The sequence below is a fragment of the Ralstonia sp. OTU4908 genome, from assembly GCF_038440115.1.
GTDB lineage: Bacteria > Pseudomonadota > Gammaproteobacteria > Burkholderiales > Burkholderiaceae > Ralstonia > Ralstonia pickettii.
Genome location: NZ_JASATD010000002.1, coordinates 216,974 through 238,432, shown reverse-complemented (window position 1 = coordinate 238,432; position 21,459 = coordinate 216,974). Strand labels below are relative to the sequence as shown.

The window sequence follows — 21,459 nt, the reverse complement described above, 5'->3', positions numbered from 1 at the left end:
AGCATGCGGTGTTGCTGTCGGCACAAAAGCCGCCGTTGCCACGCCGCCTAGACGAGGCCGTCGAACAGCAAGACCTGCACGGCGTCGCCGGCGTTGACCTGACCCTGTTCGTGAGCGAGCACGACGAAGCAATTTGCTTCGCTCATGGAACGCAGCACGCCCGACCCTTGCTGGCCGGTGAGGCGGACTTCGAGCTGGCCGCGATCGTTCAGGGCGGCGATTGCGCGCTGATATTCCGTACGCCCGGGCCGCTTGCGGATCGGGGTGGCGCTCACGGCCGGCACCAACGGTGCGCCGGCGTCGGTGGCGCCCATCATGCGCAGCAGCGCACCGCGCACGAAGTGATAGAACGTCACCATCACCGCCACTGGGTTGCCGGGCAAGCCAAAAAGGAACGCACTGCGGCCATTTGACGCGATGCGTCCGAACGCCATCGGCCGGCCCGGGCGCATGGCGATCTTCCAGAACGTTACGTCGCCGAGCTTGGCCATCATCTGTTTGGTGAAGTCTGCTTCACCGACGGAGACACCACCCGAAGTGATGATCGCATCGGCGTTTTCAGCGGCGGTGCGGAAGGCGGTTTCGAGCGCCGCCGGGTCGTCGCGCACGACGCCCATGTCGAGCAGTTCAACACCCAGGCGCGAAAGCATGCCGTGCAGCGTGTAGCGGTTGGAGTCATACACACATCCGGCGTCGAGCGGCTCACCAATGGAGCGCAACTCGTCGCCGGTGGAGAAAAACGCCACGCGCAGCTTGCGGCGTACAGACACTTCAGCGATGCCAAGCGAGGCTAGCAGACCGATGTCGGCGGGGCGCAGCGTTCGGCCTGCGGACAGCGCGGCGCTGCCTCGCGCGAGGTCTTCTCCACGCAGACGTCGGTTGTCGCCTGCGCGCACGGCATCGCGGGCAAAGCGAACCGTGTCGGCATCGCCTCGCGTGAATTCCTGTGGGATGACCGTGTCGCAGCCGGCCGGCATGACGGCACCGGTCATCACGCGCACGGCTTCGCCTGCGCTGGGTGCACCATCAAAGGAGGCACCCGCATACGCCGTGCCGATCACGCGCAAGGAGATTTCGCCCGCATGGCCTGCAAGTTCTGCACTGGCGAAGGCGAAACCGTCCATCGCCGAATTGTCGTGCGAAGGCACGTCGATGGACGACAGCACGTCTTCGGCCAGCACGCGATCGAGCGCACTGCGGATGGGCACGCGGGCAACGCCGCTTACGGGCTGCACGAAGTCGCGCATGATGGCTTGCGCTTGCGCGACGGGCAGGGCATTCGGATCGTAATCGGACAGACACGAAACGACGGAGGCAAGGGTGGTCATGACGTCGATGAGGGATCGGTGGCGTTGGCGTTCTAGCGGCGCTCGGCCAGCTGGTGCAGTTCTTCCAGCGTGTTGATGTTGGCGAAGGCGGAACTGTCGTCAAACAACACGTCCACCGTCGGGTGGCGCGCGGTCCAGCTTTCGATCTTGCGGCCACCGCCTTGCAGATAGACGATCAGGTCGTCGGCCAGCAGCGCATCGATCAAACAGAATACCGGCTGCACTTGCCGGCGCGGGTGACCTTGTTCGTCCGGCTCCATCGTCACCGGCATGGCGATGCGCGCGCGGGCCTCATCCATTGCGTGCGAGAGCTTGACTGCCAGGTCGGTCGGCACGAACGGCGAATCGCAAGGCGCAGTCAGCAGGTAGCGCGTCTCACATTGCTCCAGCCCGGCCAGGATGCCCGCCAAAGGGCCGGCAAAATCCGGCACCGAATCCGCCACCACCGGCACGCCAAACGACTCGTACGCGGCCAAGTTGCGATTCGCGTTGATCAGCATGTGGCCCACCTGGGGTGACAGGCGCATCAGCGTGTGCATCGCCATCGGCGCGCCGCGAAACGTCTGCAGGCCTTTGTCGACGCCACCCATGCGGCTGCCCCGGCCGCCGGCCAGGATCAGGCCGGTAATATCGGATGTCGGAATCATGTGGTTGAACGCTGGCGGATTCAGCCGCCGATGTAGGACATTTCGATGCGCCGGCCGGCTGGCTGGGCCTCGCCGCTGGCACGCAATTCGGAGTAGCGATCGGCGCGGCCTTGCCAGACCGTGCGGATCGCGTTGGAGAGTTCCAGATCGGTCGCGCCGCCGCGCAATAACGCGCGCAGGTCGAAGCCTTCGGTGGCGAACAGGCAGAGATACAGCTTGCCTTCGGTCGACAACCGCGCACGCGTGCAATCGTGGCAGAACGCCTGGGTCACGCTCGAGATCACGCCGACCTCGCCAGCGCCGTCGACGTAGCGCCAGCGCTCGGCCGTTTCGCCACCGTAATTGGCCGACACCGGCTCCAGCGCAAACTCCGACGAAAGACGCTTGATCACCTCGGCCGACGGCACGACGGAACGCATGTCCCAATGGTTGGTCGTGCCCACGTCCATGTATTCGATAAAACGCACGATGATGCCGCTGCCGCGGAAGTGACGCGCCATGGGCACGATCTGGTCATCGTTATCGCCTTTCTTGACGACCATGTTGACCTTGATCGGCGCCAGTCCGGCGTTCTGCGCGACTTCAATGCCGTGCAGCACTTCGCTCACCGCAAAATCGACATCGTTCATGCGGCGGAAAGTCGCATCGTCGATGCCGTCGAGGCTGACGGTCACGCGGCTGAGGCCCGCATCTTTCAGGCATTGCGCCTTGCGAGCGAGCAGGGCGCCGTTGGTCGTGAGCGTGAGGTCTAGCGGCTTGCCTTCGGCGGTGGTGAGGCGCGCGAGCATTTCGACCAGACGTTCGATGTCTTTGCGCAGCAGCGGCTCGCCGCCGGTCAGGCGGATCTTTTCGACGCCGTGCTCGATAAACAGCCGCGCCATCCGCTCGATCTCTTCGAACGACAGCAACTCGGAATGCCGCAGAAAGCGGTAATCCTTGTCGAACACGTCCTTCGGCATGCAGTAGACGCAGCGGAAGTTGCAGCGGTCTGTCACCGAGATGCGCAGATCGTGCAGCCGGCGGCCGCGCGTGTCCGTCAGCCTACCCTCTGCCGGGACGAGCACATGGGGCACGGCGGGCACCGTGGCGCGATGGTGCTGGCCATCACGCAGATCGTAGAGGGGGATGACGGTTTCGGTCATGGTGTGGTGCGGTGCGTCAATCCACGAAGCGGGAGAGTTGCACTCGATACAGGTTCGAGTGTAGCGCAGCCCCTGTTCCGCGCGAGCGGTGGGGTTTCATACTCGATAGATCGCGCACAGGAAAAAGGGCGGCCGAAGCCGCCCCCAGGCACTTGCTCCGGCGGTTGCCCGCCGGTGTGCTGCTTACTGCTGGTCCATGCCAGCCGCTGGGCGGTTGGTTTCGACCAGGATCATCGGGCCTTGCTGGATCGGCGGCAGCGGCTTGCGTTCACGGGGCACACGCGGCGCGGCAACGGTGCGCGCAGCTTCTTCCTGCGACGCACGCAGCTTCTGGCTATCGGTGTGGACCCACGTCATGCCAGCGTTGTCGAGCACGCTTTGCAGCGTCTCGATTGGCAGCGGCGAAGCCTGGGCGATCGTGCTGACCGGTGCCGGCACTTCGGCAAACGCCGTCACGATGGCCTCTTGCGGCGCCGCCGCTGCGGGTGCGGGCGCGGGCGCTGCAACAGCCGTCGCGAGCGCGGGCTCTGTCGGCTGCACTTGCGGCAGTGCCGACACAGGTGCCACGGCTTCCGCGGCATGCACTGGCTCGTGCACCACCGGAGCCGGGTTTTCGACCGGTGCGAACGAAGCGGTCAGCACAGGTTCCGTCACGGTTGCGGGCAGCACCGGCTCGGCATGCATGACGGCGACGGCTTCGTCTGCGCTTTCGGCGCCTTCGTTTTCGCCTTCACCTTCACCTTCCGCACGGACGCCTTCCGCGCCCTCGCGGTCACGGCGATAGCGGTTGCGGCCACGGCGCCCACGGCGCCGGCGCTCTTCACCTTCACCGTTGCCCTCCGCGCCCGGCGTCACGCCTTCGCCCTCGATGCCTTCTACCGGAGCAGCGGTGTCGAGCAGCGGTTGCGGCACTTGCGATGCGGCGGTCTGGTCGATCAGGGCTTCGGCGGCCACGGCTGCGGCTTCCTTGGCTTGTTGGTCGCGCTCGCCACGGTTTTCGCGCGGCTCGCGGTTTTCACGTGGCTCACGCGGCTCCCGGCCCTCGCGGGCTTCTCGGCCCTCACGCGGTTGGCGCTCGCGACGTTCCTGGTTGCGCTCCCGGCGGCCTTGACCCTGGTTCTGACCCTCGGAGCGAACCTCCTGACCTTGCTGCGGCTGGCGCGCTTCAGCCGCCTCGCGGACAGCGCCTTCGACCTGGGCCGGCTGGCGGTTGCGATCGCGGTTGCCGCGCTGACCGTCACGTTGACCTTCGCGCTGGACTTGTTGCTGTCCTTCACGGGCTTCGTTGCGCTCACGGCCCTGGCGGCTGCCATCGCGGCCGTTCTGACCTTGACCTTGGCGCTCGCCACGCTGGCCACGCCCACCACGGTCCTGGCGATTGCCGCGGCCTTGGCGGTTGCCTTCTTCAGCACGTTGCTTCGGCGTTTCCACCGGTGCAGTCACTACCGGCTCGGCCGGTTTGGCGCCAAACAGCGCCTTCAGCCACGAGACAAAACCACGCTGGGCAGGGACCGGAGCCGGAGTCGGCGCTTGCGGTGCCGGAGCAATTTCCGCACGGGCCGGACGCTCGGCACGCGGTACCGACACGGGTGCCGGTTGGTCCGGGGTGATGCCCTTGACGGCGGCTTCCTGACGCGGCTTGGCAGCTTCCTTGCGCGTGCTGTAAGCCGTGTCGGCTTCCAGTTCCTTGGCAGCCTCTTCGGCCATCTTGTAGCTGGCCTTGTCTTCGTCCAGGCGCGGATCGTCGTGGCGCAGGCGCTCCAGCTTGTAGTGCGGCGTCTCCAGATGCTTGTTCGGGATCAGCAACACGTTGACCTTGAAGCGCGTCTCGATCAGGTTGATGTCCGGGCGCTTCTCGTTGAGCAGGAACGCGGCTACTTCCACCGGCACCTGGCAGTGGATCGCGGCGGTGTTTTCCTTCATCGCCTCTTCCTGGATGATGCGCAGCACCTGCAGGGCAGACGATTCGGTATCGCGAATGTGGCCCGTGCCGTTACAGCGCGGGCAAGTGACGTGCGAGCCTTCCGACAGCGACGGACGCAGGCGCTGGCGCGACAGCTCCATTAGGCCGAAGCGGCTGATCTTGCCCATTTGCACCCGGGCGCGGTCGTGACGCAGCGCGTCTTTCAGGCGGGTTTCGACATCCTTCTGCGCCTTGCTCGACTCCATGTCGATGAAGTCGATCACGATCAGGCCGCCGAGGTCACGCAGGCGGAGCTGGCGGGCGATTTCGTCGGCAGCCTCGAGGTTGGTGCGCGCGGCGGTTTCCTCGATATCGGCGCCCTTGGTGGCGCGCGCCGAGTTCACGTCAATGGCGACGAGCGCCTCGGTGTGGTCGATCACAATTGCGCCGCCCGAGGGCAGCATGACCATGCGCGAGTACGCCGATTCAATCTGGTGTTCGATCTGGAAGCGCGAGAACAGGGGAACGTCGTCGCGGTACTTCTTCACCCGATTCATGTTGTCGGGCATTACCACGCTCATGAAAGCGCGGGCCTGATCGTAGATATCGTCCGTATCGATCAGGATTTCGCCGATATCCGGCTGGAAGTAATCGCGAATCGCCCGGATCACCAGGCTGGATTCGAGATAAATCAGCAGCGGGGCCTTGTTGTCGACAGCAGCGCCGTCAACGGCTTTCCACAGCTGCATCAGGTAGTTCAAGTCCCACTGCAGCTCTTCAGCCGAGCGGCCGATGCCGGCGGTGCGGGCGATGATGCTCATGCCGTCCGGCACTTCCAGCTGCGCCATGGTTTCGCGCAGTTCCTGGCGGTCTTCGCCCTCGATGCGGCGCGACACGCCGCCGCCCCGCGGGTTGTTCGGCATCAAAACCAGGTAGCGGCCAGCCAACGAGATGAAGGTGGTCAGGGCAGCGCCCTTGTTGCCGCGCTCTTCCTTCTCGACCTGGACGATCAGCTCCTGGCCTTCGCGCAGCGCATCCTGGATGCGCGCATTGCGCACGTCCACACCGTCCTTGAAATAGGCGCGGGCGACTTCCTTGAAGGGGAGAAAACCGTGTCGCTCTTCGCCGTAATTGACGAAGCACGCTTCCAGCGACGGTTCGATGCGGGTGATGACACCCTTGTAGATATTGCCTTTGCGCTGTTCGCGCCCGGCGGTTTCGATGTCGATGTCGATGAGTTTCTGACCATCGACAATGGCGACGCGCAATTCTTCTTGCTGCGTCGCATTGAACAACATGCGTTTCATTGCAACCTCACTCCAATGCCGTGCAAGCACGGCGCTTCATGGAGCACGCAAAGGCGGAGCGGGTGGTCAACGAATTGCCGAGGTGCCGGCCAACAAAACAAGGAAGGCGCGACGGGGCACGGGCGAAAGAAATGAGGGCATTCCACGCGTCATCATGGATGGCAGGGCGGAGACCGCGGATGCCGTTGGCGTCCAGTTGCGCGTCCTGTCACTCGTGCCGCGGGCCCGTTGCATCTGCAGGCGGGCCGGCGGCGGCGAGTCGCGTGAAGCGACCACAAAGAGCGAATTGACGGACGGCCTGTCCGGACGAAACCCGCGGCGGGGCAAATCGGGCGGCGTGCTGCTTTTTAGAGTTTTGCCGCCGGACCGCCATGGCAACGCGGTAACCGGATGTTCAGCCGGCCGGCACCAGTCTGGTGCGGCAAGGGCTTCTTTCACCAAGCGGGCGCCGTATGGATGACCATGTGGCGCCCGCCTTTGAATTCTGTTCTACCAGCTGCTCGTTCTACGCTGGCCGACGTTGCCGACGTGATCTTTGGTTCACGTCTTGCGCGATGGGACAGCGGTGCGTGCTGCTTTCGTGCCGAAGTCGGCCACGTAATTAGCTTTGTAACACAAGTGGGCAAGAGATCGGCACGTTCCGGACCGAAACGGTGGCTGTGTACAATACCTGCTGTTTCGTTCCGACCGGCTGTTGCTGGCACATAAACGACTGTCCAGCGAGAAAATTATATTGAAAATGAATGAGTTACGCCATCCATTTGATGGCCGCATTCAACAGGCCGGACGTGGCACACTCGGCGACGCACTCGACGGCAAGTCAGTCGCCTATGTCGAAATCGGTGAAGAAGCCGAAGGGCAGCGCATCGACAATTTTCTGATGCGCGTGGCCAAGGGCGTGCCTAAAAGCCATATCTACCGCATCCTGCGCTCCGGCGAGGTGCGAGTCAACAAAGGCCGCATCGACGCGGAATACCGTCTGAAACTCGGCGATCTGGTTCGTATTCCGCCGCTGCGGATTGCCCAGCAGGTGGAAGCGGCCCGCCCTGTGCCGGCGGCAGAATTCGCGATCCTTCACGAAGATACGCATCTTTTGGTGATCGACAAGCCCGCCGGGGTGGCCGTGCACGGCGGCTCCGGGGTGGCCTTCGGGGTGATTGAACAATTGCGTCAGTCGCGCCCGGACGCCAAGTTCCTGGAACTGGTGCACCGCCTTGACCGCGAAACGTCTGGCGTGCTGCTGCTTGCCAAAAAACGTTCTGCACTGGTGGCGCTGCACGAGCAGATCCGCGAAGGCCAGTTGGACAAGCGGTACTTTGCGGCGGTGAAGGGCGTCTGGCCGCACAAGCGACAACACATCAAATCGCCACTGTATAAATACACTACACCGGAGGGCGAGCGCCGCGTACGCGTGCAGGCCGATGGGCAGGCGTCGCACACGATCTTCAACAAGGTCGGTGTGTTTGGCCCATACACGTTGCTGGAGGCCGAACTGAAGACGGGGCGCACGCACCAGATTCGGGTGCATCTGGCGCACGCCGGTTTTCCGATCCTGGGCGACGACAAGTACGGCGACTTTGCCCTGAACAAGGCGCTATCCCGCGCGAATGCCTCGCCGCGACTGGCGCGGATGTTCTTGCATGCGCATCGCCTACAACTGACGCATCCGCATAGCGGTGAAGTCGTCACGTTCAACGCTCCGTTGCCCGCCGAATGTACCGATTTCCTCAACGCTTTCCAGGGCCCCGATTCCGATGCCGCAGCAGCGCTTTGATCTGATCGTCTTCGATTGGGATGGCACGTTGATGGATTCGACGACGGCCATCACCCGGTCGATCCAGCTCGCATGCCGGGATCTTGACCTGCCGGTGCCCGACGATGCACGGGCGAGCCACGTGATTGGCCTGGGCCTGCGGGATGCGCTCGAATACGCCGTCCCGACGCTTGATCCCGCCGACTACGGCAAGCTGGCGGACCGGTATCGTTTCCATTACCTCAGCCGTGATGCGCATCTCGTCCTGTTTCCGGGCGTGCGAGAAATGCTGGAAGCACTGCGCCGCCAGAACTATCTGCTGGCTGTGGCGACGGGCAAGTCCCGCGTGGGCCTGCAACGTGCAATGGAGGCGACAAATCTGACGGGCGTGTTCGACAACACCCGTTGCGCCGATGAGACGTTCTCTAAGCCGCACCCCGCCATGCTGCTCGAACTCACGCGCGATCTCGGCATGGAGGTCGAGCGCACGGTGATGATCGGCGACACGACGCACGATCTGCAAATGGCCGCCAATGCTGGCGCCGCCGGCGTGGCCGTCACATACGGCGCGCATCCTGCCGATGTGCTGGATTCGCTTACGCCGTTGTATAGCGCCAAGTCGGTTCCGGATTTACACAATTGGCTGACGCAACATGCCTGAGATGGACGAGCCCGTTCGTGTATGTGAAAGCGCAGCGTTGGAAGATGGCGGCTTAGGTGTCCGGTTTCAGGTGGACGTGCGCGGTCGGCTCGTCAGCGCGTTCGTCGTCCGCTACGCCGGCGAGGCTCATGGTTATCTGAACCAGTGCGCACACGTGCCGATGGAAATGGACTGGCAGGAAGGCCAGTTTTTCGAAAGCTCTGGTCTGTATCTGATGTGCGCGACGCATGGTGCCATTTACGAGCCGGATACTGGCCGGTGCGTCGGCGGGCCTTGCCGGGGTTCGCATTTGTCCAAGCTTGAGGTTGCCGAGCGCGACGGTGCAGTCTGGTGGCAGCCGGATGCGCTATTCCGAGCGCCCGTGTCCGCGCCCGAACCAACACCTTCTGCCTAGTAGCGCAGTTTTCCTTCTCGATCGTTTTCTCCTTGTCTATGACTGACTCGATTCCGCCGAAAGGGCCCGACGACGCCCCCAACGAGGGTGCAGGCAAACCAGAAGCGCTGGAAGTCGCACAGCATGCGGATCATCCGCTTGAAGCCGAATTGCGTAACCCGCCCGCATCGGCATCGGCAGCCTCTGCGCCGGCCGGCGGCTGGGAGCGTGAGGTACTCGAAAAAGTCCTGATGGCAACGGTCCGTGAGCAGCGCGCCGCGCGCCGCTGGCGCATCTTTTTCCGCTTCGTGGCGCTGGGCCTGATCGGAGTGCTTATTTATGCGTTCGCCAGCTTGGAGGGCGAAACCGTCAGCACGGGCCGCCACACAGCGATTGTCACGCTCGAGGGTGAAATTGCGGCCAACACAAACGCCAGCGCCGAAAACATCAACGCATCCTTGCAGGCCGCGTTTGCAGATGACAACACCGTCGGTGTGATCCTGAAGATCAATTCGCCGGGCGGCTCGCCGGTGCAGGCGGGCATGATCAACGATGAAATCCGCCGTCTTCGCGCCAAGTACAAGAAGATTCCGCTATACGTCGTTGTAGAAGAAATGTGTGCGTCAGGCGGTTACTACGTGGCTGCCGCTGCTGACAAGATTTACGTCGACAAGGCCAGCATCGTCGGTTCGATCGGCGTGCTGATGGACGGCTTCGGCTTTACTGGTCTGATGGACAAAGTGGGCGTGGAGCGCCGCCTGCTCACCGCCGGTTCGAACAAGGGAATGCTCGATCCGTTTTCGCCCGTGTCTCCGCAACAGAAGCAATACGCGCAAGAGATGCTGGACCAGGTGCACCAGCAGTTCATCGACGTGGTTAAGCAGGGGCGCGGCAACCGACTGAAGGATGATCCCACGCTATTCACCGGCCTGTTCTGGACGGGCGCCAAGGCCGTCGATCTGGGTTTGGCCGACGCGATCGGTAGCTCGGATTTCGTCGCTCGCAGCGTCATCAAGGCGCCGGACGTGGTGGACTACACCGTCAAGGAAAACTTCGCCTCGCGCGTGGCGCGCAAGCTCGGCACGGCGATGGGAGCGGGCGCAGTCAAGGCGCTGGCCACTACGGGCCAGCTCAAGCTGCTGATGAAGGAGTAGAAGGGGAAGAGGTGCGCTATCGCGCCAGCAGCGAGAAGATTGCCGGCCGCTTATGCAGGTTCATGCGGTCGGCGCGCCAGTCGCTCACGGGCAACGTGACAACCTGCTCGCTGGGCAGTGTCAGGTCCACTGCAATCGACAGCAGCGTACTCGGCGCGCAGCCGGCCTGAATGGCTTCAAGCAACGCGCCATTGCGGTAAGGCGTTTCAATGAAAACCTGCGTTTGGGCGGCTGAGCGCGAGAGCTGTTCCAGTGCGCGCAGCTTGGTCTTGCGCTCGGCTGCATCGACCGGCAGGTAGCCGGTGAACGCAAAACTCTGGCCGTTCAGGCCGGACGCCATCACCGCCAGCAGAATCGAACTCGGTCCCACTAGCGGCTTGACGCGCACGCCGCGTCGGTGCGCGAGGCGCACGAGATTCGCGCCCGGATCGGCCACCGCCGGCACGCCGGCTTCCGACATCAGCCCCGCGTCCTGGCCCGCGACCACCGGCGCCAACAGTGCTTCCAGTTCCGATTCAGGCGTTTTGACGTTCAGCTCGCGGATGGTGATTTCCTGCAGTGGACGTGCCAGCGGCGTGGTCTCGGCCAGCTTTTTCAGCAACGCGCGTGCGGTCTTGGCGTGCTCGGCGACAAAGTAATCGAGGCGCGCAGTGATCTGCTGCACGCCGGCAGGAATCACGTCAGGCAGCGGGTCGGCCGCATCGCGCGTGCCTAGCGTATTCGGGATGAGATAAAGCGTACCGGCCATGGTTCAGGCGAAGAGGGGGTAGTGAACGTTGCGCAGCATGCTGGTCAGCGCGATCAGCGGCAGACCCACCAGCGCGGTCGGGTCCGACGACTCCACGCGTTCGAGCAGGGCGATGCCGAGGCCTTCCGACTTGGCGCTCCCGGCAACGTCGTACGGGTGTTCTAAATGCAAGTAGGCGTCCAACTCCTCATCGGAAAGATCCCGGAAGGTCGCCAGCGTGCGGATGTCCTCGCTCTGGTGTTGCCCGGTCCGGCCGTCGTATAGGCACAACGCTGAATGAAATGTGACGGTTCGCCCACGCATCCAGTGCAATTGCGCCAGTGCGCGGGCGTGGTCACCCGGTTTGCCGACCTGCTTGCCATCAAGCGTCGCGACCTGATCGGAGCCGATGACCAGCGCGCCCGGATAGTCTGCTGCGACCTTCTCTGCCTTCTGCCGAGCCAGGCGCAGAGCGGTCTGGTCCGGTGACTCGTCCGGGGCGGGCGTCTCATCAATGTTCGGCACCACGATCTCAAACGGCAGGCGCAGGCGTTCGAGCAATTCCCTCCGATATGGTGAGCTGGAGGCCAGAATGAGCGGCGGACGCGATGCAGAAGTCATAAGTGCTTGAAGATGCAGTGGATTTTGAGCAAAACCTTTTGACGCCAGAGGTTTCTGCCCGCTATAATCTCGGGCTTCGCGGATTGGCCGCGCAGTGTCGCAAACCGGGCGCCCAGGCGCAAGGTGTCAGGCGGTGCTGCAGGCAGTTGATCCGGTTTGCGCACCAACAGCAACGCGTTCGACAGGTTCGATTCGTGGATTTTCGTACATTCGATCTTTTCGCGTTCATTCGCGCGGGTGAGCCAGCAAGCGGTACGGTCTCTCTGACCGAGATGCCTCGCCTGCTGGCCGAGCAAGCCGCCGATGCCCCCGCTGACGCCAACACGCCGTTCAGTTGGCACTTGCAGGGTCTGGTGCGCGAGGAGGCTACCGCGGGCCAGTTGCCGCGTCAGCGTCTCTTCGTGGATCTTGAAGTGGAGGGTGCAGTCTGGCTGCAATGCCAGCGATGCCTCAAAGCTTACGAGCAGCCGCTCCCGGTGCGCACGCGCCTGGAAGTCATGCGTTCGGAAGCCGAGGCAGATGCCGCCCCGCTGGATGACGACGAGGCTGACGTCATCGTCGGCTCGCGCCACTTTGATCTGATCACGCAGATCGAAGACGAGCTGTTGCTGGCGCTACCGGTGTCGCCGCGTCATGCCGTCTGCCCGGATGAGGTGTTGCCGGAAGAGGCTGAAGCCGAAAAGAAGCCGTCGCCGTTCGCGGTGCTGGCCAACCTGAAGACCAAACATTAGGCGTGCGCGAGTATTGCGCGCGCTGATGGAAGTACGTTTCACACGCCTACCGGAATGGCTACGCTCCGGCTCCGTGTGATGTGATAAAATCGATCAAATTGCTTAGGAGTCAGTCATGGCTGTTCAACAAAACAAGAAGTCGCCGTCCAAGCGCGGCATGCATCGTTCGCACGATTTCCTGACGGCGGCCCCGATCGCTGTCGAGCCGACCACCGGCGAAGTGCACTTGCGTCACCACGTGAGCCCGAATGGCTACTATCGTGGTCGCAAGGTCGTGAAGACCAAGAACGACTGATGCGATTTGCCAGTTTTCTGGCAAGCGTGTTGGGTTGGTCTGAACGCACAGGTTCATGATGCAAGCAAAAAAGCGGCAAGCCAATTTGCCGCTTTTTTGTTGAGCGAAATTCGGCAATGCGTGTACGGGTTTGTGTACCATACGCGCGCCAACGGCCGGAGCCGCACGTGAAACCGCAACTCAGACTCGCATGACCATCAAGCTTGCCATCGACTGCATGGGTGGCGATCACGGCGTTGGCGTGACAATCCCTGCAGCGATCCATTTTCTCGCCGCACACGAAGACGTCGAAATGCTGCTCGTCGGGCAGCCCGATGCTATCGCGGCGCAGCTCAAGCGACTTCACGCCACCGCGAACCCGCGCGTCCACGTCGTCCCCGCCTCCGAGGTGGTGTCGATGGACGATCCGGTCGAGGTCGCACTGCGCAAGAAGAAAGATTCTTCAATGCGCGTGGCCATCAATCAACTCAAGGAAGGCGCCGCTCAGGCGTGCGTTTCCGCCGGCAACACCGGCGCGTTGATGGCCGTGTCGCGTTACGTTCTCAAGACGCTGGACGGCATTGATCGCCCGGCGATTGCCACCGCCATCCCGAACGAGAAAGGTGCCGGCACGACCGTGCTGGATCTCGGTGCGAACGCCGACTGCGAGCCCGAGCATCTGCTGCAATTTGCGCAGATGGCCTCGGCGATGGTGTCGGTGGTCGAGCAGAAGCCGCGTCCGACGGTCGGCCTCCTCAACATCGGCGAAGAAGTCATCAAGGGCAACGAGGTCGTTAAGCAGGCCGGTGAGCTGCTGCGCGCCTCCGATCTCAATTTCTTCGGCAACGTTGAAGGCAACGACATCTTCAAGGGCACGACGGACATCGTTGTCTGCGATGGTTTTGTCGGTAACGTGGCGCTCAAGAGCACCGAAGGCCTGGCCAAGATGATCGGCGAGATGCTGCGCCAGGAATTCAGCCGCTCGTGGTTCACCAAGTTGCTCGCCGTTGTGGCGCTGCCGGTGTTGACGCGTTTCAAACGGCGTGTCGATCATCGGCGCTACAATGGCGCCGCGCTGCTCGGTCTGCGTGGTCTGGTCATCAAGAGCCACGGCTCGGCCGATGCCTACGCGTTCGAATGGGCCATCAAGCGTGCCTACGACGCCGCGGCCAACGGCGTGATCGCCCGCATTGCGCAGGCATTCGAATCGCACCATGACGCAGCGGGCGCTGCGCCGGTCTCCACTTCCGCTCCGGCCGCCGACGCTGCTTGAACGCGTCGCCCCCGAGTCAGATTTCACCCCACCGCACATGACACGTTTCGCAAGGATCATCGGTACGGGCAGCTACCTGCCGCCCAAGCGGGTCACCAATGACGAACTGGCGGCCCAGCTGGCCGAAAAGGGTATCGAGACGAGCGACGAATGGATCGTCTCGCGCAGCGGCATCCGAGCGCGTCATTTTGCCGAGCCCGACGTTACGTGCAGCGACCTCGCGGTGAAAGCTGCTGAGCGCGCGATCGAAGCTGCCGGCATCGATCGTTCCGAACTCGACCTGATTCTGGTGGCAACGTCCACGCCGGATTTCGTGTTCCCGAGCACTGCGTGCCTAGTGCAGCAAAAGCTCGGCATCACCAATGGGTGCGCCGCATTCGACGTACAGGCCGTGTGTTCCGGCTTTGTCTACGCGCTCGCGACTGCTGACAAATTCATCCGCTCGGGTGCCTACCGCAACGTGCTGGTGATTGGCTCGGAAGTCTTCTCGCGCATCATCGATTTCAACGATCGCACTACGTGCGTCCTGTTTGGCGACGGCGCGGGTGCTGTGGTGCTGCAAGCTTCTGACGAGCCGGGCATCCTGTCGACTGCGCTGCATGCTGACGGCAGCCACGCCAACATCCTGTGCGTGCCGGGCAACGTGGCCGCGGGCGCAATCCAGGGCAGCGCCTTCCTCTACATGGATGGTCAGGCTGTCTTCAAGCTGGCCGTCACGGTGCTCGACAAGGTTGCCCGTGAAGCACTGGCAGCAGCGGAACTCGATGCCTCGCAAGTCGACTGGTTGATCCCGCACCAGGCGAACATCCGCATCATGCAGGGCACGACCAAGAAGCTGGGCCTCTCGAACGAGCGCCTGATCGTGACCGTCGATGAACATGGCAACACGTCTGCAGCCTCGATTCCGCTGGCGCTCGACGTTGCTGTGCGCGACGGCCGCATCCAGCGCGGCCAGCATGTGATGCTCGAGGGCGTGGGCGGCGGCTTCACCTGGGGCGCCGCGCTGCTGCGCTTCTGATTGACGAATTTCCAGAACGAACAATACGAGCCATGACATTCGCTTTCGTCTTCCCCGGCCAGGGTTCGCAATCGGTCGGCATGCTCAACGCGTTTGCCGATCATCCGGCTGTGGCGGCCACGCTGGCCGAGGCATCCGACGCGCTGGGCCAGGACATCGGCAAGCTGATTGCCGAAGGTCCGGCTGAAGAGCTGAACCTGACCACCAACACGCAGCCGGTCATGCTGACGGCTGCCGTTGCAGTCTATCGTGCATGGCAGGCCGCCGGTGGCCCGACGCCCACCGTCGTGGCCGGCCATAGCCTGGGCGAGTATTCGGCGCTTGTCGCCGCGGGTGCCATCGCGTTCAAAGACGCTGTACCGCTGGTGCGTTTCCGTGCCAAGGCGATGCAGGAAGCTGTACCGGTGGGCGAGGGCGGTATGGCTGCCATCCTCGGCCTGTCGGATGACGACGTGCGGGCCGCATGCGCCGAAGCTTCCGTTGCGGGCGTGGTCGAAGCGGTCAACTTCAACGCGCCGGCTCAGGTGGTGATCGCCGGTGCCAAGGCGGCCGTTGAGAAGGCTTGCGAAATCGCCAAGGCCAAGGGTGCCAAGCGCGCGCTGCCGCTGCCGGTGTCGGCGCCGTTCCACTCGTCGCTGCTCAAGCCGGCGTCGGATCGTCTTCGCGAGTATCTCGCCAACGTGACGGTCAATGCCCCGGTGATCCCCGTCATCAACAACGTGGACGTGGCCGTGGTGAGCGACCCGGCTGCCATCAAGGATGCGCTGGTCCGTCAGGCAGCATCGCCTGTGCGCTGGGTTGAGACCGTCCAGAAGATGAAGGGTGACGGCATCACCCGCGTGGTCGAATGCGGCCCGGGCAAGGTGCTGGCCGGCCTGGTCAAGCGTATCGATGGCGAGATCGTCGGTGACGCGATCTTTGATCCGGCGTCGCTGGAAGCTGTGCTGGGCCAACTCAAATAATCAACGGACTTCGTATGACCCAAGCATTGAACAATCAGGTCGCGCTCGTTACCGGTGCCTCGCGCGGCATCGGTCGTGCCATCGCGTTGGAACTGGCCCGTCAGGGCGCAACGGTGGTGGGTACGGCCACGTCGGAAGCCGGCGCACAAGCCATCACGGCTTACTTTGCAGAAGCCGGTGTGAAAGGCACGGGCGTGGTGCTCAACGTGAATGACGCTGCGCGTTGCGAAGCCGTCATCGACGAAACCATCAAGACGCACGGTGGCCTGAACATTCTCGTCAACAATGCCGGCATCACGCAGGACAACCTCGCGATGCGCATGAAGGACGACGAGTGGGTGTCCGTCATCGATACGAACCTCTCCGCCGTGTTCCGCCTGTCGCGCGCCGTGCTGCGCCCGATGATGAAGGCACGCGGTGGCCGTATCATCAACATCACTTCGGTGGTGGGCTCGGCCGGCAACCCGGGTCAAGCCAACTACGCCGCGGCCAAGGCGGGCGTGGAGGGCATGTCCCGCGCGCTGGCACGTGAGATCGGCAGTCGTAACATCACCGTGAACTGTATCGCGCCGGGCTTTATCGACACTGACATGACGAAGGTCCTGTCCGAAGAGCAACATACCGCGCTGAAGGCGCAGATTCCGCTGGGCCGCCTTGGCGCTCCGGAAGACATCGCCAGCGCAGTTGCCTTCCTGGCGTCACCGGCGGCGGGCTACATTACCGGCTCGACGCTGCACGTCAACGGCGGCATGTACATGGGATAAGGAAGCCGTCCCGGCGGCGGGTGTGCGGGGCTTTGCGCATGCGTAAAATCCTGTGCGATCGCTGATTTAACTGGCTTTTAGCATCATGTTGGGCGCATTTTTTGCATGGATTCCGGAGCGGTTTTTCACCGCGCAAACCTGCTAGAATGCGCGCACTTTTTGTCGAATACTTCCCTGGAGGGTTAAATGGACAACATCGACGCACGCGTTAAGAAGATCGTTGCTGAGCAACTCGGCGTAGCCGAAGCAGACATCAAGAACGAATCGTCGTTCGTGAACGATCTGGGCGCGGATTCGCTCGATACGGTTGAGCTGGTGATGGCTCTGGAAGACGAGTTCGGTATGGAAATCCCGGACGAAGAAGCCGAGAAGATCACCACGGTGCAGCAAGCCATCGATTACGCGACCGCCCACGTCAAGGCGTAAGCGTCAATCGATCTCTTGACATCGCGGGCCACAGAAAGGGCGGTTGTCCGGTTTGACCGGGTGGCGCGTTTTCTGTGGCCTTTGTCGCTGATACAGAGTTGCAGGAAAGCATAGTGAGCCGTCGTCGCGTAGTCGTAACCGGCCTGGGGCTGGTCTCTCCGGTGGGGAACTCGGTCGCCGAGGGGTGGGCCAATCTGGTCGCCGGCAAGTCCGGGATCGCCACCATCACCAAATTCGATCCGTCGAACCTGGCCGTGCATTTCGCCGGCGAGGTGAAGGGTTTCAACGCCGAGGAGTACATCCCGGCGAAGGAAGCCCGCAACATGGATACCTTCATCCATTACGGCATTGCTGCCGGCGTGCAGGCGCTCAAGGACAGCGGGCTGGAAGTGACCGAATCCAATGCGGAGCGCATCGGCGTGCTGGTCGGTTCCGGTATCGGCGGTCTGCCGATGATCGAAGATACGCACCAGACCTACGTCGACCGCGGTCCGCGTCGTATTTCGCCGTTCTTTGTGCCGGGTTCGATCATCAACATGATTTCCGGCCATCTGAGCATCATGTTTGGCCTGAAGGGGCCGAATCTGGCAGCCGTTACGGCGTGTACGACCGGTTTGCACAGCATTGGTCTGGCTGCGCGTCTCATCCAGGCGGGCGATGCCGACGCGATGGTGGCCGGCGGTGCCGAATCGACCGTTTCGCCGCTGGGCATTGGTGGCTTTGCTGCCGCCCGTGCGCTGTCCACGCGCAACGATGATCCGGCTACGGCCTCCCGTCCCTGGGACAAGGACCGCGACGGCTTCGTCCTTGGCGAAGGTGCGGGTGTGATGGTGCTGGAAGAATACGAGTCGGCGAAGGCTCGCGGCGCCACGATTTACGCAGAAGTTGCGGGCTTCGGCATGAGCGGTGACGCTTTCCATATGACGGCACCGAACATGGACGGCCCTCGCCGCTGCATGCTGAACGCACTGCGCGATGCTGGTATGAACGCGGATCAGGTGCATTACCTGAATGCGCACGGCACGTCCACGCCGCTCGGCGACAAGAACGAATCCGAAGCCATCAAGGCGGCTTTTGGCGATCACGCGGCCAAGATCGTCGTGAACTCCACAAAGTCCATGACCGGTCACTTGCTGGGTGGCGCGGGCGGTTTGGAGTCGGTGTTTACGGTGCTCGCGCTTCACAATCAGGTATCGCCGCCGACCATCAACATTTTCAACCAAGACCCCGAGTGCGATCTGGATTACTGCGCGAACACCGCGCGGGACATGAAGATCGACGCGGCCGTGAAGAACAACTTCGGCTTCGGCGGGACGAACGGTACGCTGGTGTTCAAGCGCCCGTAAGGCAGAGCGGCACTTCGCCCGAGGGCGCGTGCCGCTTCCTTGTTGCCTTGGTTATTCAGCTCCTTGTCTTTCCAGCGCCGTATCGGCGGTTATGCGGGATCAGCCGATTCGGCATGGCTGTTCTTGTCTGCGCGGTGGTGTTGTGGGCGATCAAGGCATGGGGCGCCGCATTGCCTTGGTTTACCTGGGGCGCTATCACCGGGTTGACGATGGCTGCCTGCGTTCCCTTGATGGTGAACCGTTCACCGCTCGCAATGGAACTGATGTGGCGCGCTCGTCTCAAAGAGGACGGAGAGCCGGGGCAAGCCGTGTGGCAGGTCCGATTGAAAGCGTCAAAAGCGGTCCAAAATGCGCCTCTGCTATGGTCATGGGCACTTGGTGAGCGCGTCTTGGTCCTTGGGGTCGCGCGCCGCGGGTGGTGTCCACAGATTTTCGTGCTGATGCCGCCGTGGTTTTCCGCCAGGACGCTACGTCGTATGCGAAGTCTATTGCGCCTGGGGCCCCCGCGGCTGGTTTCCCAGGTGTCCGGTGTGTCGTAGGTAAAATACAACGTTTCCGAGTCACATAAATTCAAGGCGATACACTGCAGGTGAAGAATCCGTGAGCGAACGCGAAGCCGACCAGATCCTCGTCGAGCGCGTCCAGCAAGGCGACAAGCGAGCATTTGAACTGCTGGTGGTCAAGTATCACCGGAAGATCATTCGGCTCGTCTCCCGCCTGATCCGTGACCCGGCCGAAGTCGAGGATGTGGCACAGGATGCCTTTATCAAGGCCTACCGTGCGTTGCCCCAGTTCCGGGGGGAATCCGCGTTCTATACGTGGCTGTATCGCATCGCCGTCAACACGGCAAAGAATTACCTGGCGACGCAGGGTCGGCGCCCTGAATCGTCCAGCGACATCGACACCGAAGAGGCTGAAACTTTTGCCGACGGTGAGCTACTAAGGGATATCAATACGCCGGACTCCATGCTGCACACCAAGCAGGTGGCCGAAACGGTCAACCGTGCAATGGAAGCGCTGCCCGAAGAATTGCGTACTGCAATCACACTCCGGGAGATCGAGGGTCTGAGCTATGAGGAAATCGCTGAGGCAATGGAATGCCCGATCGGCACCGTCCGGTCCCGCATTTTCCGGGCGCGCGAGGCGATTGCCGAGAAATTGCGCCCCCTGCTGGGAACAGTGGAGGGCAAACGGTGGTAGCCAGCCGATATGACAAGCCGGCGGCCGCATGCGGCTGCAAACGGTGAAACCTCGGGAAGTCTTCTCTCGGATCGTTGATTGGACGTTGGAGTTTTTGGGGTCGGGAAATGGGTCAGGCTCAATTGCAAACAGCAGAAGCGGAGTTCGCGCAGCGCATCTCTGCTTTGATGGACGGCGAAGTCGCGGCGCACGAGGTGTCGTCTGCGGTCGAGCTCGCCAAGGATGTTGAGGGCGCTGCGCATTGGCGCGAATATCAACTGATCGGCGACGTGCTCCGGTCAGAAGATCTTCTGAACACGCGTTCCTCAGAAGATTTCGTCAGCCGGTTCTCGGCCAAGCTCGACGCCGAGCCGCATCTGCTAGTGCCGGCTGTGGCACAGCGTGCGAAAGCCCAGGAGAGGCACCGCTTCCTGGTCAGCCCCGCTTGGGTCCGCCGGATCATGCCGACGACCGCGGTGGCGGCGGCGGTGGCGGCCGTTAGCTGGGTTGTCGTGCCGCAGTTGCGCGGTCCTGCCGATGGTGCCGACGGCTCTCCAGCGTTGGTCGCCAAAGCGACGCAGGGCGGCGGCGCGCAGGCGCTGACCGTGGCGGCAACCGACGATACGCCAATGATCCGTGATGCCCGTCTGGACGAATACTTGAGCGCTCACCGCCAGTCGGCGACCAACGGTATGGTGGTTCCTTATCTGCGTGCAGTGGCCAACGGGGTGGCGAACACCCAGGACTCCAATCAGGAATAATGCGGGCATCCATGTCGAAGGTGTGGCACCCCGTTGCCGGGGCAGGCGCCCGCAAGCTGCAGGCCGTTCGTCGGTCGGTTTTTCTTCTTCTGTGTGTTTCGGCGCTGGCGACTGCTGCTCAGCCGCAGCCCGATCCCATGCCGCGCAAGGAGGCCGCCTCCTGGCTCGCCAAAATCCATCGCGCGGCGCTCAAGCAGAACTATGTCGGCACGCTGACGTATCAGCGTGGCACCGGCATGCACTCCACCCGCATCCAGCATTACGCCGATCTCTTCAATAATGAGTACGAGCGCGTCGAAGCGCTGGACGGCAAGCAGCGCGAAATGCTGCGCCAGAATGACGTCGTCCGGAACCTGATTTACGACGTCAAACTCGTTGTGACGGAGAAGCAGGAGCATAAGGACAGCTTCCCCGCGCTGCTCGCCACCACCAATGGCGATGTGCTCGATCAATACGACATGCGCCATCTACCGACAGAGCGCGTCGCGGGCATGGATTGCGAAGTCTTCCAGCTCGATCCGAAGGACGGCTACCGCTATGCCTACCGTATCTGGGCGGAGCGTAACAGTGGTTTGCTCATGCGTGCCCAGACCATCGGTGAAGACGGCAAGGTGCTTGAACAGGTTGCCTTCTCGCAAGTCGAACTGGGTGTGCCGTCGGAAAAGCAGAAAATCGTTTCTGCGTTCAAGAACCTGAACGGCTGGAATCAGTACGAGATCGTGACGCAGCCGACCAATCTGGCCGAGCAAGGCTGGACGATCGGCAACCCAGTCAAGGGCTTCCAGAAGATCCGCGAGGTGCGCCGTCCGCTGGGCGACGTTGCGCCGGCCGGCAAGAACGCTTCCGGTTTCGAGGTCCAGCAGGTCGTGTTCAGTGACGGGCTCGCAGGACTGTCGCTCTTCATTGAGCCGGTGTCGGAAAAACGCACGCGTCGCGAGGGCTTTATCTCGCAAGGGGCCACGCATGTGATGGTGCGACGTGTTGCCGATTTCTGGCTGACCGTGGTAGGCGAAGTCCCGTTTGCTACCATCAAGCAGTTTGGCGCAGCAGTCGACTACAAGCCGGTGTCCGCCAACGCGACCAACAAGCCTGTCGGCGCGCCACAGTAG

At 62.7% G+C, this 21,459-nt stretch carries 21 protein-coding genes; 15 read left to right on the top strand and 6 right to left on the bottom strand.

What is annotated here, in order from left to right:
- Positions 1–47: 47 nt before the first annotated feature.
- The 4 genes from moeA to AAHM38_RS02960 all read right to left on the bottom strand — a co-directional run bounded on the left by moeA (position 48) and on the right by AAHM38_RS02960 (position 6,327).
- Positions 48–1,328, bottom strand: coding sequence for a molybdopterin molybdotransferase MoeA (gene moeA, locus AAHM38_RS02975; protein WP_012761637.1), 1,281 nt, complete (start codon positions 1,326–1,328; stop codon positions 48–50).
- 32 nt (positions 1,329–1,360) lie between these two features.
- On the bottom strand, positions 1,361–1,975 hold the full coding sequence (gene mobA, locus AAHM38_RS02970) for a molybdenum cofactor guanylyltransferase MobA (RefSeq protein WP_012761638.1): 615 nt from the start codon (positions 1,973–1,975) through the stop codon (positions 1,361–1,363).
- A gap of 20 nt (positions 1,976–1,995) precedes the next feature.
- Entirely contained in the window at positions 1,996–3,117 is a 1,122-nt protein-coding gene (moaA, locus tag AAHM38_RS02965) for a GTP 3',8-cyclase MoaA (protein WP_116574785.1), read from the bottom strand.
- Between the two features lie 183 nt (positions 3,118–3,300).
- Positions 3,301–6,327, bottom strand: coding sequence for an Rne/Rng family ribonuclease (locus tag AAHM38_RS02960; RefSeq protein ID WP_012761640.1), 3,027 nt, complete (start codon positions 6,325–6,327; stop codon positions 3,301–3,303).
- Positions 6,328–7,066: 739 nt separating this feature from the next.
- Between AAHM38_RS02960 and AAHM38_RS02955 the strand changes: the two genes are divergently transcribed.
- From AAHM38_RS02955 to AAHM38_RS02940, 4 genes are read left to right on the top strand one after another with little or no spacing between them, the layout of a single operon-like run.
- On the top strand, positions 7,067–8,101 hold the full coding sequence (locus tag AAHM38_RS02955; protein ID WP_012761641.1) for an RluA family pseudouridine synthase: 1,035 nt from the start codon (positions 7,067–7,069) through the stop codon (positions 8,099–8,101).
- On the top strand, positions 8,082–8,741 hold the full coding sequence (locus AAHM38_RS02950) for an HAD-IA family hydrolase (RefSeq protein WP_012761642.1): 660 nt from the start codon (positions 8,082–8,084) through the stop codon (positions 8,739–8,741). Before AAHM38_RS02955 ends, AAHM38_RS02950 begins: the two co-directional genes overlap by 20 nt.
- Entirely contained in the window at positions 8,734–9,135 is a 402-nt protein-coding gene (locus tag AAHM38_RS02945) for a Rieske (2Fe-2S) protein (protein WP_116574786.1), read from the top strand. The genes AAHM38_RS02950 and AAHM38_RS02945 overlap by 8 nt, the downstream gene beginning before the upstream one ends.
- A 38-nt stretch (positions 9,136–9,173) precedes the next feature.
- A complete protein-coding gene (locus AAHM38_RS02940) occupies positions 9,174–10,268 on the top strand; it encodes a S49 family peptidase (RefSeq protein ID WP_116574787.1) in 1,095 nt (364 codons plus the stop codon).
- 16 nt (positions 10,269–10,284) lie between these two features.
- Here AAHM38_RS02940 and AAHM38_RS02935 read toward each other — a convergent pair whose 3' ends face one another.
- Together AAHM38_RS02935 and AAHM38_RS02930 are read right to left on the bottom strand one after the other, a co-directional pair.
- Complete coding sequence (locus AAHM38_RS02935; protein WP_012761644.1) at positions 10,285–11,016, bottom strand: SAM-dependent methyltransferase; 732 nt, start codon at positions 11,014–11,016, stop codon at positions 10,285–10,287.
- A 3-nt stretch (positions 11,017–11,019) separates the two neighbouring features.
- A complete protein-coding gene (locus AAHM38_RS02930; protein WP_012761645.1) occupies positions 11,020–11,616 on the bottom strand; it encodes a Maf-like protein in 597 nt (198 codons plus the stop codon).
- A gap of 194 nt (positions 11,617–11,810) precedes the next feature.
- On the opposite strand from AAHM38_RS02930, the gene AAHM38_RS02925 reads away from it, so the two are divergent.
- From AAHM38_RS02925 to AAHM38_RS02875, 11 genes are all read left to right on the top strand, one after another.
- Positions 11,811–12,347, top strand: coding sequence for a YceD family protein (locus tag AAHM38_RS02925; protein ID WP_009238537.1), 537 nt, complete (start codon positions 11,811–11,813; stop codon positions 12,345–12,347).
- A gap of 115 nt (positions 12,348–12,462) precedes the next feature.
- The gene (gene rpmF / locus AAHM38_RS02920) at positions 12,463–12,642 is read left to right on the top strand and encodes a 50S ribosomal protein L32 (protein WP_009238536.1); all 180 of its coding nucleotides are present in this window, start codon (positions 12,463–12,465) and stop codon (positions 12,640–12,642) included.
- A gap of 190 nt (positions 12,643–12,832) precedes the next feature.
- On the top strand, positions 12,833–13,894 hold the full coding sequence (gene plsX / locus AAHM38_RS02915) for a phosphate acyltransferase PlsX (protein WP_027677761.1): 1,062 nt from the start codon (positions 12,833–12,835) through the stop codon (positions 13,892–13,894).
- Positions 13,895–13,931: 37 nt separating this feature from the next.
- Positions 13,932–14,912, top strand: coding sequence for a beta-ketoacyl-ACP synthase III (locus tag AAHM38_RS02910; protein ID WP_116574788.1), 981 nt, complete (start codon positions 13,932–13,934; stop codon positions 14,910–14,912).
- Positions 14,913–14,944: 32 nt separating this feature from the next.
- Positions 14,945–15,874 carry an ACP S-malonyltransferase gene (gene fabD / locus AAHM38_RS02905; RefSeq protein WP_009238533.1) on the top strand — a complete coding sequence of 310 codons (930 nt, stop codon included), beginning with the start codon at positions 14,945–14,947 and terminating at the stop codon, positions 15,872–15,874.
- Positions 15,875–15,888: 14 nt separating this feature from the next.
- The gene (gene fabG, locus AAHM38_RS02900; protein WP_116574789.1) at positions 15,889–16,638 is read left to right on the top strand and encodes a 3-oxoacyl-ACP reductase FabG; all 750 of its coding nucleotides are present in this window, start codon (positions 15,889–15,891) and stop codon (positions 16,636–16,638) included.
- 186 nt (positions 16,639–16,824) lie between these two features.
- The gene (gene acpP, locus AAHM38_RS02895; protein WP_004635650.1) at positions 16,825–17,064 is read left to right on the top strand and encodes an acyl carrier protein; all 240 of its coding nucleotides are present in this window, start codon (positions 16,825–16,827) and stop codon (positions 17,062–17,064) included.
- 113 nt (positions 17,065–17,177) lie between these two features.
- Entirely contained in the window at positions 17,178–18,410 is a 1,233-nt protein-coding gene (fabF, locus tag AAHM38_RS02890; RefSeq protein ID WP_012761648.1) for a beta-ketoacyl-ACP synthase II, read from the top strand.
- Positions 18,411–19,010: 600 nt separating this feature from the next.
- Positions 19,011–19,610 (top strand): RNA polymerase sigma factor RpoE, encoded by a 600-nt coding sequence (rpoE, locus tag AAHM38_RS02885; RefSeq protein WP_004635646.1) that lies wholly within the window; start codon positions 19,011–19,013, stop codon positions 19,608–19,610.
- A gap of 107 nt (positions 19,611–19,717) precedes the next feature.
- The gene (locus AAHM38_RS02880) at positions 19,718–20,350 is read left to right on the top strand and encodes a sigma-E factor negative regulatory protein (RefSeq protein ID WP_116574790.1); all 633 of its coding nucleotides are present in this window, start codon (positions 19,718–19,720) and stop codon (positions 20,348–20,350) included.
- Between the two features lie 11 nt (positions 20,351–20,361).
- Positions 20,362–21,459, top strand: coding sequence for a MucB/RseB C-terminal domain-containing protein (locus tag AAHM38_RS02875; protein WP_039374647.1), 1,098 nt, complete (start codon positions 20,362–20,364; stop codon positions 21,457–21,459).

Excerpts from the sequence above, each read along its gene's own strand:
- AAHM38_RS02950 (WP_012761642.1), top strand. The coding sequence starts at position 8,082 with ATGCCGCAGCAGCGCTTTGATCTGATCGTCTTCGATTGGGATGGCACG.
- rpmF (WP_009238536.1), top strand. The coding sequence starts at position 12,463 with ATGGCTGTTCAACAAAACAAGAAGTCGCCGTCCAAGCGCGGCATGCAT.
- AAHM38_RS02940 (WP_116574787.1), top strand. The coding sequence starts at position 9,174 with ATGACTGACTCGATTCCGCCGAAAGGGCCCGACGACGCCCCCAACGAG.
- AAHM38_RS02910 (WP_116574788.1), top strand. The coding sequence starts at position 13,932 with ATGACACGTTTCGCAAGGATCATCGGTACGGGCAGCTACCTGCCGCCC.
- mobA (WP_012761638.1), bottom strand. The coding sequence starts at position 1,975 with ATGATTCCGACATCCGATATTACCGGCCTGATCCTGGCCGGCGGCCGG.
- AAHM38_RS02945 (WP_116574786.1), top strand. The coding sequence starts at position 8,734 with ATGCCTGAGATGGACGAGCCCGTTCGTGTATGTGAAAGCGCAGCGTTG.
- AAHM38_RS02880 (WP_116574790.1), top strand. The coding sequence starts at position 19,718 with ATGGGTCAGGCTCAATTGCAAACAGCAGAAGCGGAGTTCGCGCAGCGC.
- AAHM38_RS02875 (WP_039374647.1), top strand. The coding sequence starts at position 20,362 with ATGTCGAAGGTGTGGCACCCCGTTGCCGGGGCAGGCGCCCGCAAGCTG.
- fabG (WP_116574789.1), top strand. The coding sequence starts at position 15,889 with ATGACCCAAGCATTGAACAATCAGGTCGCGCTCGTTACCGGTGCCTCG.
- AAHM38_RS02960 (WP_012761640.1), bottom strand. The coding sequence starts at position 6,327 with ATGAAACGCATGTTGTTCAATGCGACGCAGCAAGAAGAATTGCGCGTC.
- AAHM38_RS02935 (WP_012761644.1), bottom strand. The coding sequence starts at position 11,016 with ATGGCCGGTACGCTTTATCTCATCCCGAATACGCTAGGCACGCGCGAT.
- moeA (WP_012761637.1), bottom strand. The coding sequence starts at position 1,328 with ATGACCACCCTTGCCTCCGTCGTTTCGTGTCTGTCCGATTACGATCCG.
- AAHM38_RS02930 (WP_012761645.1), bottom strand. The coding sequence starts at position 11,616 with ATGACTTCTGCATCGCGTCCGCCGCTCATTCTGGCCTCCAGCTCACCA.
- moaA (WP_116574785.1), bottom strand. The coding sequence starts at position 3,117 with ATGACCGAAACCGTCATCCCCCTCTACGATCTGCGTGATGGCCAGCAC.
- plsX (WP_027677761.1), top strand. The coding sequence starts at position 12,833 with ATGACCATCAAGCTTGCCATCGACTGCATGGGTGGCGATCACGGCGTT.
- AAHM38_RS02955 (WP_012761641.1), top strand. The coding sequence starts at position 7,067 with ATGAATGAGTTACGCCATCCATTTGATGGCCGCATTCAACAGGCCGGA.
- acpP (WP_004635650.1), top strand. The coding sequence starts at position 16,825 with ATGGACAACATCGACGCACGCGTTAAGAAGATCGTTGCTGAGCAACTC.
- fabD (WP_009238533.1), top strand. The coding sequence starts at position 14,945 with ATGACATTCGCTTTCGTCTTCCCCGGCCAGGGTTCGCAATCGGTCGGC.